The sequence below is a fragment of the Steroidobacter flavus genome, from assembly GCF_042651805.1.
GTDB lineage: Bacteria > Pseudomonadota > Gammaproteobacteria > Steroidobacterales > Steroidobacteraceae > Steroidobacter > Steroidobacter flavus.
Map to the genome: position 1 here is coordinate 1 of NZ_JBHSDU010000010.1, position 13,728 is coordinate 13,728.

Genomic DNA, 13,728 nt, shown 5'->3' on the forward strand with positions numbered 1-13,728 from the left:
CAAAGCGACGCAGTCAGTCCTCGAACATCAAGGCAATCGGCCATTGCCAAAAAAGCGCCTCTCGCCGCCAGAATCGCGCGGTTTTACGCCGCCGCTAACATCAATTTCGCGCAAGCTTCCTCACGGCAAGGGCACGCGTGAAGAATCACCACCGAGATGCACCGTCGCCGGTGCGCTCAGGGTGGCCGTGGTCCACTGGGCGTTGGGCATCGTCTACCCTGAGATGCGTCGCCCGGCGGTTGGGGCCTGAATCAGATCATGCGCGGCATCCTGGGCTCGAGCTTCCCAGGATCACACATCGTTGGTTGGAGGTGCCGCGACCTCGGATCGTCACCGAACGATGTGAGAGGGCAGTGGCGAGGTGCCACGGACGACTCGCGGCCACGCCTCGCGGTGGATGGGTGGTGCGCTTGGGCGATGAGTTCTTCGAATGGGGGAAGGCAAGCCCGAGGGTCAATGCAGACTCTCGCGTCGTGTTGACATCGGCCACGATGACGCAGAACGGCTAATCGGATCGTTGGACGCGTGAGTTTCGAGTTTCGTTCGTAACTGCTGGGCGGTGGAGAGATCCTCACGCGTCCCGATGATTCCGATCGATGCGGCTCGCGTCAGGATATCAATGGCGCGATTCACGTTGGCCAGTGCTGCATCGTGCTCATCGCCGAGCGCGAAAGCGATCGTCCGGTTCTGAAGCGGCGCTCGCTTTGTAACAGACCCGCCTGCAGCACTCGCCCAATCAAGCGCTCCACGAGAAGGAGTTCGACAGGATAGCGAGCAAGGTAACTGCACGAGTTTGCCGTCCGGATCGAGTCCGGGTTGATGGAACCTCACTCTGTCACCGCCATCGACACTTTGCCAAGTGTCGCCTCCGGCAGGGGCGCGTCGATTGTATTACTCACATCCGGAAGCGTACGCAGCGTGATGGCGCGAATCGATGGCGCGGTCGTGACAGATTTGGCGCCAGTCGATGCCAAGTGTAGGTGAGGCGGGGGATGAGATTGCAGTTGATGTGAATCTATGAAGTATCCAGAGTGCCCGCGTTGGCTTCGCCGATGGAGTTCCGCAGCATCCATGGATACACGGAGTTCTGCTTCGAAGAGTCGTGGTGTGGGCGAGAGCGATGCCATGAGCGGTGAGCGATGTTTCGCGCACTCCACCACAGAGAAGAGCAAAGCCGACTGGCAGCCACTGCAGGAGCATTCGCTGAGCGTGGGGGAGTTAGCGGCGGCGAAGGCCGAGGCCTTTGGAGCGGCAGGCCTTGCGAGGGTGGGGGGCACGCTACATGACCTCGGCAAGTACACCTCACAGTTTCAGAGACGACTAGAGGGCGGGCATCCAAGGAGGGATCATGCCACCAGGGGGGCACGCGTTGCTTACGAGCGGTACGGCATGCTCGGGTTGCTGCTGGCCTATGGAATTGCAGGCCATCACGCCGGCTCAGCGAGTGGTGTCAACGGCGTAGCGCGAACGGCGCTGCGCGAGCGATTACAGGCCGAGCTCCATCCTTTGTTGCCGCAATGGCAGCAAGAGATCGTCCTGCCTGAGGTCGTGGCATGGCCGGATCGCTTTCAGCCCGTGCGCTCGCGCGGAGCATTTCAGTTGTCGGATCGGCCCTCAAACGAGGGTGATCAGCGAGCCGTAATCTCGAAGTGCTTCGTCGTTCGTCAGCAAAATCATCGGCTCTATGGATGCCTGCGCAACGAGTATTCGATCGAACCGATCTTTGTGTATCGGCGGAAGCTTGGCGACTCTTGCCGCGTGCTCACCGGCGATCGGCAACATCGAGAAGCCGGCCGGCTCGACGCTGGCCAGTAGCTCGTCGGGGTCGGCATCGAGCTTGCCAATGCTCGATTTGATGCTAATTTCCCAGATCGATGCGGCGCTAACGAAGACTTCGGCGGCATCAATGTGCTTTCGGGCAGGCGTGGGCAGCTTGGAGGCAGCGCTTACTGCCCATAGAAACAAGTGCATATCGAGCAAAATACGCATGCTCAACGTCCCTCAAAACTGGCGATGACTTCCGGTGGCAACGGTGCATTGAAATCGTCCGGAACCTTCACCTTTCCCTTCAGCAACCCGAGTTTTTTCTTCTTCACCGAAGGGTAAACCGGACTCAATATGGCGAGCGGCTTGCCCGCCTTGGCGATGATCACTTCTGCGCCGGCCGCGACCTCATCGACGATCCTAGAGAGGTGGGTTTTTGCCTCGTGAATGTTGATGACGGTACTCATGTGGCCCGTAATCCGAAACTGACTGAACTAAGCTTACGTTTAGTCGAATGGGTCCGGTCAGGCAAGCCTCCGGCGCCGCTCGCCCAGTCGATCCGGATGCCCGGCTCGGAGGGTAGGAATCCATGTGCTGCGGGTGATCCAGCTGCGCCCGATGTACCGTAGCGCCGCTTGCTCCTTCTGGAGTTCTGATTGAATGAAGACCTCCGTATACAGTCGTCGCAGGATAGAACGTAAGATCCTTCACCTCGACGGCTTGCCGTAGAGCCGCGCAAGTCAGCGACGAGCGCTCCGACGCACACAGGCCGTTACACCGCTGCGTCGTTCTCATCAACGGTGAGAATTAGGATGTCCACTTTAGTAGACAACTTTGCCAAATGCGCCTACGAGGCCTTGATGCGGTGCCGTCGATGCGTCACATTTGTTTCCATGTCGTGACACTCGGTCGGCTTCGACGTTCGTGACGCAGTGAATCGGGGCTCAACGAGCGATCATTCTCGCAGGGGCGAGATGCTCCGATGGGAAACTGCACGGCGTACTTGCTCATTGGAGGCAAGGCATTTCACAGCTCCAATTGACAGAACATCGGCCATCATGATCAGATACCTATCAAATCCCGGGTGTTCCTCTCGACAAGAACGTGAGGGCGGTCGGGCGCAAAAGCCGCCGCAAGGCGGTTTTTGCATTTCTAGGGTCAGTGACGGCGTGCGCTGATGCGGTCAGCCGGCGAAGGAGTACCGTGCATCCGGACGCGCGCGTATATCGATGGCTACAATCTCTACTATGGTTGCCTCAAGCGGTCGGCGGATAAGTGGCTGGATCCGCGGGCACTCATCGAATGTATTCTTCCTACCATCTTGCATGAGTCTCACGGTCAGCCCATCGGTCATCGATGTTACCCGCGCACCTTCAAATTTTTCACCGCGCCCATCCTGGAAGCGTTTGCGAAATCAAACGATTCGATCACGTGCCAATGGCACTATCACTCGGCATTGCAGGCTCATCTGCGCGGTGATCTCCAGATCATTCAAGGTTATTACGACGCCCGGCCCGCACGCGCCTACCGATGGGAGAGAGGGAGGCCGGCGCGCACCTGCGAAAGGATCGAGATCTGGAGGCTAGAAGAGAAGCAGTCAGATGTTGCGCTCGCCTTGCATGCGTACAGTGATGCGATCCGCGGACACGTCGATCAAGTCATCTTCATCACCAATGATACTGACGTGGTGCCGGCCCTCGAGCGGCTCCGAGAGGATACGTCCGTGATCGTGGGGCTCATTGCTCCGATTCGACGGGGGCGCGGTAGTGTCAACGCAGCGTTGGAGCGATGCGCGCACTGGACGAGAAAGCACATCGGTGATGAAGAACTTGCTCGAAGTCAGCTGCCCGTGAGGGTTCGCGGCAGGGCCGGAGTGATCCATAAGCCAATCAGTTGGTATCCGCGTCCCGATCTGCTCGCGCCAATTTTCGAGGAAGCCCGGCGGGTGAAGGGGAGTGCGGGTGGTGCGCGTCGCTGGCTGAATCTACCTTGTGCGCACCTTGGTGGCCGGATTCCCATCGAGATGTGTGCTGACGATGGGGCCGCGCTGGAATTGAAAGCTTACATGAGTCGCTACGCCGAAGAGTTCGGGATCTAAGCGAGCCCGAAAACCGCTCCGGTTGCAGTCAAAGATGTCAAAGGCGACACCGCTGGGTGCGCTGCTGGGATAAGTATCGACCATTCCGTGCATGGGGCAACGCGTTGGCGGCTAGAGCAACAGATGGAACCAACGGCTCACGATACAGCTTCGATGATCGACGCTCTCGACAACCCATCGTGGCGAGAATTGCTGCTCGGCGAGCTGGATGAAGAGGTCGAAGCGTGCCAGCGCAACGATGCGATGTTCAAAGCCTTTCAGGAGTCAGAAAAGGTGGGGAAGATCCATTCCTCATTGCGGCCCTCGGGAAGCGATTGCGTCCGGCTGATCGAGATCGGCATGCGCGGACAGTTTCCCTCGCGCGAACCCTGGAGACCGGTAGGCACAGAGATTCTCAGTTGGTTTTGGACGCTGGTGCATCCTCGTTTCCCCGAAACGGTTCAGACGCACTTCGCAGCAGCGAGCGACCCATCGCGAGCCTATGGGCTCACGCTTCTGGCAACCCAATCGACGCCGGAAGCCGCGGCTTCGATCGTGACGTTGCTTCGTGAATACCCCTTGCCCAAGTGCCTGCCGCCTCGCTTCTTTTGGGAGATGAGCAAGCGCCACGCAGCGACCGGCTCACGGCTGTTTCCGAAGATGCTGGTCGAGGCTGGGCCGCATTTGGCTCACGTCATGAACTTCTTGAATGTCTGCCTCGAAGGCTCTGCTCTGGTCCCAGAGGCACTCGCGCCGGTGTCTGATTGGGTGGCGAGCGAAGCAGTCCGACTTCTCGATGCGCTCGAGCCACTGCAACGATCCGTCGGCAAGCAATGGCGATGCGATGAGAGACATTCGAGTATGCGATCGCAGCTCGGCGTCTTTCTCGATCTGCTGGGGGTCATCCCGGAGGCAACGATGGCGCCCTGCGTTCGAGCGGTTCAGCTCAAAGACCCCCTGTGTGCATTCTTCGCAATGGCGTCGATGCTCAAGAAGAACCTTCAGCCGCCAAGCGCGGCGATCCAGCTCGTTGCAGAGTGTTTTCAGACGCGGGTGTCGCTCTACAATCAACTACGTCATCTCAATCGACTCGATCTGTTCCCCGCCCATTTGCTCACCTTCGACTCCCTTTGCAGCCGCGAGCATGGCGGAGTGGCTCCGGTATCCCACCGAACTCGGATATGAGCCGACCCGACTCGATGGCAAAGGTGTCCGGTGTGGGTGGGGACGAAGAGTTCCTCATGTGCCTCTGGAAAGTCAGTGCGGAGGGTCAGTCCGACTTTGCCGCTGCATCTGGTCCAAAGATGCGAACGCGCCGATCGGGCCACTCTCGGGCGACAACCCGTTCTCGAATTTCACCGAATGGAAAAGCCGAACGCCGGATGAGCATCTGCCGCGCTGTAGCCAAGGCGTACGCCTCAAGGCCTGCTGTAGTTCGTGCACGGGCGCGGCGCCGATGCGCCGCGCGAGATCCTTGCGCGACAGGCGCATCAAATCCGCGATGGTGCTAACGCCAAAGCGCATCAGTTGCAGCTCGATCGCAAGCGGCCAGTGCAGGCTCGCAATCGGCGCCGCGCTCGAGACGCGGGGCAATTCGCGAGGCAGACACACGCGCGGTGCGTTCGAGGTGCGGGCGAGCCACTGGCCGCGCGGGCGGTTGGGGCGAGGGCCACCTGCAGACCTGCATCGAGACTCGCAAGCGCCGCGCGAATGCGCGCGATGAGCGCCTGCGCGCCGCCAAACAACCGAAAGCTGCCGCGCACTTCGAGCAGCACCTCATTGGGCGGTTGTATGCTCTCACCGCCGAGGGAACCTCGAGGCCGGCGGTCGCGATGCGTTCGAGCAGGCGGGTCTCGGCCGCGACCTCGCGCGAGACGAGCACGAGCGATGCGCACGAGGCGATCGCGGCATTCATGCGATGACCGGTCGCACGCCGTGCGCCCAGGCACGTTCGTTACACGCGACGACGTGTTTCAAACGATCGGTGTCGATCACCGCCCAGGCGGAGGCGTCGAGGAGCACGCGTCGTTCGAGGGGGCCCGCTTCGTGCTCCAGGAGAACGAGCCTGTGGTGTTCAAGGGCCGGGCACTCGACGTCGCTCGCATCGGGGCTGCGCTCACCGCTGCAGGTGGTTGGCCTCAGGATATTGCCTCCATTTCCTCATCCCTTCGGTTCTCGAAGCGGTCTCTTGCGTGCTGCTCGTGCCCTGTGTACCCTGTGTACCAGGTGTCGTACTGGTACACCGATGGTCGCTCGGTCATGAAGATTTCCATCGACATCGACGATCCGGCACCGCCGTTTGCGCAGCTGATCACACAGGTGAAGGCGGCCGTGCAAAGCGGCCGGCTTCGGCCTGGCCAACCGCTGCCATCCATTCGTCAGCTTGCGAACGACCTGGCACTCAATCTCAAGACGGTCGCCAAGGCTTACCGTTTGCTAGAGCGGGATGCCGTGATTCAAACCCGTGGCTATCGGGGTTCCTTTGTTCATATGGACGCGGTCGCGAACTGCAGTGTCGACTTGAGTGAGCGTGCGCACGAGAGATTGCAGGAGACGATTGCCGAGCTCAGAGCCGAGGGCGTGACCGATTCGGAGATCCGCAATGCATTCAACCGTTCGATGAACGGCAGCTCTGCCAAATAGGGAGAGACGACCATGGGCGAGACCATCCTGTTTTGCATCGTGTTTCTGAGTCAGGTGCTATTGATCTCCTGGTTCTACCCGAGGCGGATCGTCAGTCGCGGCAGATATGTACTGCACCATTTCCCCCAGTCCACGCATCCGAAGCTCTATCCATACCCGCCCGAACAATTCGAGCGCTGGCTGCGCAAGATCGAACGATTCAACTTCGCGATCGTCGTTGCCGGTGTTTCGATCATCGCCGGGCTGATCCTCGCGACGCTTGGCGGGGAATGGGATGGGAAGATCGTGACGCCCTGGTCGGCAAGCGGCCGATGGGTTGCAGCGATCGTGATTCCGTTCTTCATCGTGCAGTTCATCGTGGCCCTGGCTTACATGAACTTCTCGGGGCGCAAGCTGCTATTGGCGATGGCGAAAGCGCCGCCGCCCCGCGTGCGAACGACGGAGCTGCGCCGTCGGCGACTCGTCGATTTCGTTTCGCCAACCATGCTGGTGGTCGCGGCGCTCACGAACGTCGCCTTCATCATTTATATCCTGTGCGACTATTGGTTTTTCGGGTTATCCAGGTTCAAGGCGGTCGGCAGTATCCTCAGCGCTTTGTTGGTGCTGCTGGTGTTTTCCGTGACCGTCGCACTCGCGCTTCGCGCGCCGAAGTCCGATCCGTATCAGGCGCAAAAAGACCGAGGCAACCTGATCAAGTTAGTGGTGCAACAGGCATTGGCATTCAGCATCGCGTATCCCGTGCTACTCGCGATTTGGCTGACCATCAAGATCTTCGATCCGCACCTGCTCGAACCGGTCATTGCCAGTTTGTTCTGCCAGGGAATTGCGCTGGCTTCGCTGTTGCCTTCCTACCGCTATCGCCTCGATCAGGTGGACTTCAATGTCTACAGGCAGGGCGCCTGAAACTCGACGCATCTATCTCCACGGGGCCACTCCATACACGGGGGTTACCTGCTCGTATGTCATTGGCGTCATGATTGGGCCATCACGCGCTACCGAGAACCAAGCACGCTGCGTGGCCTCGTGGTTCGATGGCAGACTTGCACGATGGATCGTGCGTCGTCGGACAGGTGTGTGCGGCCACGCCATCGTTGAAGGTGGAGTAGGAGCCGTAATCTCGAAGCGGACCCTCCGGCAGATGCGGACACGCCTTCAACGCCCACGGGGTGCTGATCTTCCTACGTGACGTTGTGGCAGCGCGAACGTCGCGACTGGGGGTAGGCCGGTCCGCCAGATTGGCCGGAGGCGACGCATTTCTTCTCACATCGCACTCGTCGCGACATCGGTCGATGGCCCAGGCGCATGCAGGTCCTTCCGGTGCGCGCACGTGCTCCGACCGTCACGGAGGCGCCATGGCAACCTGGACACCCGATCCGAGGTTCTGCCCGTCTGCGCCGATGGCGATGCAGGCTCGGCCGAGAAGCTTGCGGCTGCCGTAGTTCACGAGAGGGGAACCGCAGCAGGTCGGTAGAGTTGCAATCAGTGCACCTTCCGATTATTTCGCAAGAGCCGCGAAAGTATGAATTTGCAGCACGTCCTGGAAGGCTTGAAGCGCAGTGGTCTGTCCGTCTCAGTCTGGGAGCGATGGGATGCAGGCTGGTGCGTCGAGGTGGAGGGCATCAGCGAACCGATCGTGGACACCCTGACGGAGGCCACCACTTGGCTGCATCACACGGCGCTCGAGCTGCCTCACGGGGCCCGATACGCATCGAATGCACAATCGATCATCGAGTCTCCCGCGCCCCGCGGGTTCGAGTTTCCCTGGGTGCTGCTGGGTGTATTCGAGAGTGAATATCACGTCGGCATCGCTTCTGCGGGCAAGAAGGCCTGGAAAGTCACGCTCAATTCGACGACGGATCGCGTGCCAGACCTCGACACTGCCGCGGGTTGGCTGCATAAACAGGCCTTGCAGCAGGATGCGGACTCGAGCTATGCGAAACATGCCAGGTCCGTGGACGAATTCGAGCGGTGGCTGCGACGGCGTACTTTGCGTCGGGAGAAGCACAACGAGCGCTCCCTCGTGGCGAGCCGGCGCGGGTCCGCGGATCAAGGGCAAGCGCGGGCGCATGCACCGTCTCGTCCCTGGCGAACCCGTGAGCCGGATTTTTGGGCCGATGTAGCGAAACGGCAGGGCCTTCTCGACCGGCGCGAGGGAGATCTGCTGTATCTGTGGGGACCGATCGATTCAGCGGGTGTTCGGCTGCCTGGCACCGTTGAGTTGTCGCACGTTCGACGATTGACGAAAGCGGAGCTCGCCATCGTCCGCGAACACGAGCGCTTGACGAACTCCATTCCCGAGCCTGTCGATGAGGAGTGGTCGAGCGACGAGCACTCAGGTGAGGGAAGCTAGAGTCCCGCCGCTGATTCCTGGACAGGGACACGCATGTTGGCGCGATCCACACTCCTCGAAATCCGAGGCGCCCGCCGAGCGCCGATGCCCGGCTTCATCGCGCCCTGCCATGCGACCCCAACGACGCGCATTCCGCCGGGGCAAGCCTGGTCTCATGAACTCAAGTTCGACGGTTACCGCCTCCAGGCGCACCTGCACGAGGGCACCGCGACGCTGTACACGCGGCGGGGCTTCGACTGGACTCACCGCTTTCGTGTGATCGCCGCGGAGCTTATGAGCCTGGAGGTGGGCAGCGCCATCCTGGATGGTGAAGTCTATGCCCCCGATAAAACGGGCCGATCGGATTTTCATTTGTTGCAGCGGGATCTGGCGCAGGGCCGGACGGATCGGGAGATTTATTCCCCTTTCGATCTGCTGTACGTCAATGGCATCGACCTGCGCGAGGCGACACTCGCGGACCGGCGCCGGGTGTTATCGAGCCTGGTGGTCGCCGAGAATCATCGTCACATCATTCTGAGCGAAGCGATCGGCGTCGAGAGCGAGGAGCTGCTGAAGCGCGTGTGTGAGATGGGCTTTGAAGGTGTCGTGAGCAAACGTCTCGATGCGCCCTATCGATCGGGCGAGCAGGCGTCCTGGCTCAAGGCCAAGTGTCATCTTACCGGGGATTACCCCATCGTTGCGTTCGTCGAGAAGCTGGGCGCCCGACCGCGAAGAATTGCTTCGCTCTATCTCGGTCGATTCGAGCTGGGAAAGCTCCTCTACGCGGGCAAGGCGCAGACGGGATTTCAAACTGACGACCTGTATCTGTTACGGGAACGGCTCGATCCCTACATCACATCGACCTCTCCGTTGAGCATACCGGTGAACAAGCCGAAGGCGACCTGGGTACGTCCCGAACTCGCGGCTGAAATTCGATACAACGGAACGACCGCCGACGGGCTGCTGCGGGCCCCGGTGTACAAGGGACTGCGCGAGGACCTGGCACCGTTGGAGGTCGCAGACACCGGGCGCCGCAAGGCGCGGAAAACACCCGTGCCGATCCGCCACCCGCGCGCCCCCGCCGTACCGAAGGAGAACATTCTGCAGCTGCTCCCACAGGCGGTGCCCATCCCCCACGATGACTTGAGGCGCTACTGGCGGCGCGTTCATACCGTGGCGTTACCGTATCTTGCGCGGCGGCCGCTGAAGCTCGTCCGGCAGGTGCAGGGCACGAGCTTCTATCACAAGGGGCCGTTGCCCGAGATTCCGGCGAGCGTCCATCAGCTACGGGTGACCAAGCGCGAAGGTGGCCAGGGGACGCGGGTGTGGGTGGATGATCTGGACGGGCTGCTCGGGCTCGTCGAGATGGACGTGGTCGAGCTCCATCCGTGGAATGCGACGGTCGAGGATATAGAACTCGCTGACCAGATGGTGTTCGATCTCGATCCCGGTGAAGGTATCTCCTGGACCTTTGTGCTGGACACCGCATTCACACTGCGTGAGCTGCTCGAGCAGCACGGCTACGAGCACACTTGGCCGAAGCTCACCGGCGGCAAGGGCCTTCACGTCATGGTGCCGCTCGCTCGACGCATCCCGCATGAGTCGGCGCACCGGCGCTCCCGGCGCATCGCAGAAGCACTGTCGAGCCTGGATCCCGATCGATACACGGTGTCGGCCGCATTGTCCGCGCGACGAGGGCGGCTGTTCATCGACTACTTGAGAAACGGACGCGGGACGACGGCGGTGGGTGCGTACTCGCCGCGAGCGAAGGCGCGCTGGACGATGGCGGTCCCGCTCGAATGGAGCGAGCTCGAGACCAGGCTGCGACGCCCGGATGAGTACACCATCGATGCGCCACCGATGACGGAGAATCGGACACGCCGTTCATTGCCGACCGCGCAAGCTGAGAAAAAGGCACGACGCCGACGCCGAACGAGGTCGGTCTCGCGACGTTGAAGCGGCCGCATCGTGCCGCGCCTCGCATCGCCCATGGTTGCCTGCGGCTAGTGAAAATCCCGGGATGGAGCCTCGAGCACGCCGAGCCATTCGGTGTGATCGAAGAGTGCCTGCGCGATGAGATGTTTGAGGTTGCTTTCAGTCTGAAATATTCCTCGAACCTCTAGCAGCGAGGCACAGAGAAAAGCACCTCGATACTTCCGTGCAACGCCATCCCACACGATCACTCGTACGTCCGGTTTCATCTTCCACCGCGAGAAAGGCGGTGTGTTTCGTTGTGCTCGGTGCTTGCCGTAGTGTGACGAGCCCGCAAATGCGCACGCCGGCACCGTTCTGCGACTGCAAGACCTCGCTGGCGGCGTGCATGCCTCCTCGAATGAGGCGATCTCGTAACAGCGCGACGGGATGACGGCGCAGCCACAGCCCTGTGCTGCGCAAGTCGGCGAGAATGTTTTGGGCCTTTCGCTAGGGGGGCTCGAAGTCACGGGCTTGCCTCGTTGGATATTCAGATATTCCAGTATCCGAACTCCGCATCAGAGGATCAGCTGGACGATCCGCTCCCTCAGCAGAGCCTCATCGCGGCATTGCATCTCACTCAACGTCGGTCTGTGCGACATGCGTCGCAACGGAACACTTGATTGGCTGGGCGCCGTCTCGCTTCAGCGGGGTGGCTGCCAGTCCACTCTTACGGATTGACTCGTACGAAACTGATGGTCAAATCTGCGTAGCACGTTACTGGCCGACGGCAGCTGAATGACGTGTGCGCGCGCACGACGAATAGGAAAAGCTCTTGCCATCCGTGGGGGACCGATGAAGAAGTTGTGGCGGTTCGTTAGTACGCCCCAGAACCTAGCGGTGCTCGTGGCGGTCGGTGGCGCGCTTGGCTTCCTAGTCACGCAGGTACTCGTGCCCCTGTGGGGGTCCCCGACGAGTCACGGCGACGCGAGTACATTTCAAGAGGCGCGTGCTGATCGCGGTACGGCGATCAACGCCTCTGGTCAGTCGCGGGTCGCCGTGGGTCAGCCGACGTCGACCGCATCTGCGACTCTCGCGCCTACGCCGTCGAGGGCGGCTGATGCGAGCGAACAGAAAGCCCAAGCGGGCCCTGGTGGCGTAGCAATAAACTCGAGCGATTCGGCGAACGTTCGAGTCGCCACCGACTCCGACCGTTCCCAGCAGCCATAGTGCGACGATATCGGGCGGCGGCCGCCGCGCTAATCTCCATCGGCTACGTGCATGCATGTGAGGCTGCCGACTCACAGCTGGCCACCGCATCTGGGCCCTGTGGTGTGGCGATCAACGCGTCCGGGCAGGCGCACGTGATCGTAAACAACGACAGGTGCGATTCGGGTACGGCTGCTACGGTTCAGAAGCTGCTCGATGACTCGCAGCGACTGGCGCAGCACCTTCTAGACTATCAGAAGTCGACCGATGAACAGCTGGCGACCCTGACTCGTCAGGTCAGGGAACTCACTGTGGCCATCACGAGCGTCAACGCCATTGCGGCCGAGCCAAATGCCAACGAGGCAGACAAGCGTGCCGCAGAGTTGCTGGCGCAAGGTGATGCGAGCGGCGCGATCGCACTGTTGGGGCGTGAAGCAGAACAGGCCCGTCAATCAGCGCTGGACACCAATCAGCGCGCAGCAGATCTGTATCGCCAGCAGGCTGCGTTGCTCACCGCTCGCAATGTAAGGAAAGCGTTGGAAGCGCTGGCGCGATCCCTAGAGATGGTTCCGGACCAATTCGACACGCTATGGGATGCAGGTGACCTCGGGTTGCTCGTCGGTGACACACAACGGGCGAAGGGCTACTACACGCATATGGCGGAGCTGGCACGAGCGCAGATTCGCTCGAACCCGGCGAACACGAAGTGGCAGCGCGATCTTTCGGTGAGCTACAACAAGATCGGCGATGTGTTGGTCTTCCAAGGTGCCGGCGCCGGTGCACTCGAGGCTCACCGTGAGGCGCTGGCGATCGCCGCCCCGTTCGCGGCACGTGATCCAGAGAATACGCAGTGGCAGCGCGATCTGTCGGTGACCCATGAGAAGATCGGCAATGTGTTGGTCACGCAGGGCGATGGTGCAGGTGCGCTCGAGGCGTACCGCAAGAGCCTGGCGATCCGTGAGATGCCCGCGGTACGCGATCCGGCCAACACAGAGTGGCAGCGCGATCTCTCGGTGAGCCACAACAAGATCGGTGATGTATTGGTCGCCCAAGGCGCCGGTGCCGGTGCGCTCGAGGCGTACCGCGAGGCTCTGGTGATCCGTGTGATGCTCGCGGCACGCGATCCAGCAAACACCCAGTGGCAGCGCGATCTCTCGGCGAGCCACGAGAAGATCGGCAATGTGTTGGTCGCGCAGGGCGATAGTGCAGGTGCGCTCGAGGCGTACCGCAAGGCTCTGGCGATCCGTGTGAAGCTCGCGGCACTCGACTCGACCAACACGCAATGGCAACGTGATCTCTCGGTGAGCTACGACAAGATCGGCGATTTGTTGACCGCTCGAGGCAACCGCGCACGTGCGCTTGTGGAATACCGCAAGGCTCTGGCGATCGCCGCGGCACTCGCGGCACGCGATCCAGCAAACACACAGTGGCAGCGCGATCTCTCAGTGAACTATGACAGGATCGGCAACGTGTTGGTCGCGCAAGGCGAGGGCGCCGGTGCACTCCAGACGTACCGCAAGAGCCTTGCGATCCGTGTGGCGCTCGCGGTCCGCGATCCGTCCAACACACAGTGGCAGATTGACGTCGCAGTCTCTCATTCAAAATTGGGCATGCTTGCCTTCGGTCAGACGTTGGAAAACCGGCGAGAGCATTTGCTGCGCGGAAAGAACATTCTGCTATCACTCAAATCGACTGGGCGCCTTTCACCAGACCAGGACCACACCGTCTGGTTCGAACAGCAGCTCGCCAAGCTGCCGGCGGAGTTGCAGTAGGCGGAAACTGGTTGCGCCGCGTT

The 13,728-nt window shown here is 61.1% G+C and carries 10 protein-coding genes and 1 pseudogene; 9 read left to right on the forward strand and 2 right to left on the reverse strand.

Annotated features, from left to right (window positions below; translation table 11 throughout):
• Nucleotides 1-250: hypothetical protein (locus ACFPN2_RS21370; protein WP_380600376.1), on the forward strand; the 250-nt coding region annotated here is incomplete at its 5' end.
• A gap of 875 nt (nucleotides 251-1,125) precedes the next feature.
• Nucleotides 1,126-1,524: pseudogene (locus ACFPN2_RS21375) on the forward strand (CRISPR-associated endonuclease Cas3''); the annotation flags it as partial.
• A 90-nt stretch (nucleotides 1,525-1,614) separates the two neighbouring features.
• Here the strand turns inward: ACFPN2_RS21375 and ACFPN2_RS21380 are convergent.
• Nucleotides 1,615-1,989, reverse strand: coding sequence for a type II toxin-antitoxin system VapC family toxin (locus ACFPN2_RS21380; RefSeq protein WP_380600378.1), 375 nt, complete (start codon nucleotides 1,987-1,989; stop codon nucleotides 1,615-1,617).
• 2 nt (nucleotides 1,990-1,991) lie between these two features.
• Nucleotides 1,992-2,231, reverse strand: a complete 240-nt coding sequence (locus ACFPN2_RS21385) for a type II toxin-antitoxin system Phd/YefM family antitoxin (RefSeq protein WP_380600380.1) — start codon at nucleotides 2,229-2,231, stop codon at nucleotides 1,992-1,994.
• Nucleotides 2,232-2,941: 710 nt separating this feature from the next.
• Between ACFPN2_RS21385 and ACFPN2_RS21390 the strand changes: the two genes are divergently transcribed.
• From ACFPN2_RS21390 to ACFPN2_RS21420, 7 genes are all read left to right on the forward strand, one after another.
• Nucleotides 2,942-3,862, forward strand: a complete 921-nt coding sequence (locus tag ACFPN2_RS21390; protein WP_380600382.1) for an NYN domain-containing protein — start codon at nucleotides 2,942-2,944, stop codon at nucleotides 3,860-3,862.
• Between the two features lie 153 nt (nucleotides 3,863-4,015).
• Nucleotides 4,016-5,026: a hypothetical protein gene (locus ACFPN2_RS21395; protein ID WP_380600384.1), complete on the forward strand. Its 1,011-nt coding sequence runs from the start codon at nucleotides 4,016-4,018 to the stop codon at nucleotides 5,024-5,026.
• 1,074 nt (nucleotides 5,027-6,100) lie between these two features.
• Entirely contained in the window at nucleotides 6,101-6,484 is a 384-nt protein-coding gene (locus tag ACFPN2_RS21400) for a GntR family transcriptional regulator (RefSeq protein ID WP_380600386.1), read from the forward strand.
• 12 nt (nucleotides 6,485-6,496) lie between these two features.
• A complete protein-coding gene (locus ACFPN2_RS21405) occupies nucleotides 6,497-7,387 on the forward strand; it encodes a hypothetical protein (RefSeq protein WP_380600388.1) in 891 nt (296 codons plus the stop codon).
• A 616-nt stretch (nucleotides 7,388-8,003) separates the two neighbouring features.
• On the forward strand, nucleotides 8,004-8,834 hold the full coding sequence (locus tag ACFPN2_RS21410; protein WP_380600390.1) for a hypothetical protein: 831 nt from the start codon (nucleotides 8,004-8,006) through the stop codon (nucleotides 8,832-8,834).
• 84 nt (nucleotides 8,835-8,918) lie between these two features.
• Entirely contained in the window at nucleotides 8,919-10,769 is a 1,851-nt protein-coding gene (gene ligD / locus ACFPN2_RS21415) for a DNA ligase D (protein WP_380600392.1), read from the forward strand.
• 1,184 nt (nucleotides 10,770-11,953) lie between these two features.
• Complete coding sequence (locus tag ACFPN2_RS21420) at nucleotides 11,954-13,705, forward strand: tetratricopeptide repeat protein (protein ID WP_380600394.1); 1,752 nt, start codon at nucleotides 11,954-11,956, stop codon at nucleotides 13,703-13,705.
• Nucleotides 13,706-13,728: the final 23 nt, after the last annotated feature.

Coding starts and splice junctions, on each gene's coding strand:
- ACFPN2_RS21380 (WP_380600378.1), bottom strand. CDS start 1,989: ATGCGTATTTTGCTCGATATGCACTTGTTTCTATGGGCAGTAAGCGCT.
- ACFPN2_RS21385 (WP_380600380.1), bottom strand. CDS start 2,231: ATGAGTACCGTCATCAACATTCACGAGGCAAAAACCCACCTCTCTAGG.
- ACFPN2_RS21390 (WP_380600382.1), top strand. CDS start 2,942: ATGCGGTCAGCCGGCGAAGGAGTACCGTGCATCCGGACGCGCGCGTAT.
- ACFPN2_RS21395 (WP_380600384.1), top strand. CDS start 4,016: ATGATCGACGCTCTCGACAACCCATCGTGGCGAGAATTGCTGCTCGGC.
- ACFPN2_RS21400 (WP_380600386.1), top strand. CDS start 6,101: ATGAAGATTTCCATCGACATCGACGATCCGGCACCGCCGTTTGCGCAG.
- ACFPN2_RS21405 (WP_380600388.1), top strand. CDS start 6,497: ATGGGCGAGACCATCCTGTTTTGCATCGTGTTTCTGAGTCAGGTGCTA.
- ACFPN2_RS21410 (WP_380600390.1), top strand. CDS start 8,004: ATGAATTTGCAGCACGTCCTGGAAGGCTTGAAGCGCAGTGGTCTGTCC.
- ligD (WP_380600392.1), top strand. CDS start 8,919: ATGCCCGGCTTCATCGCGCCCTGCCATGCGACCCCAACGACGCGCATT.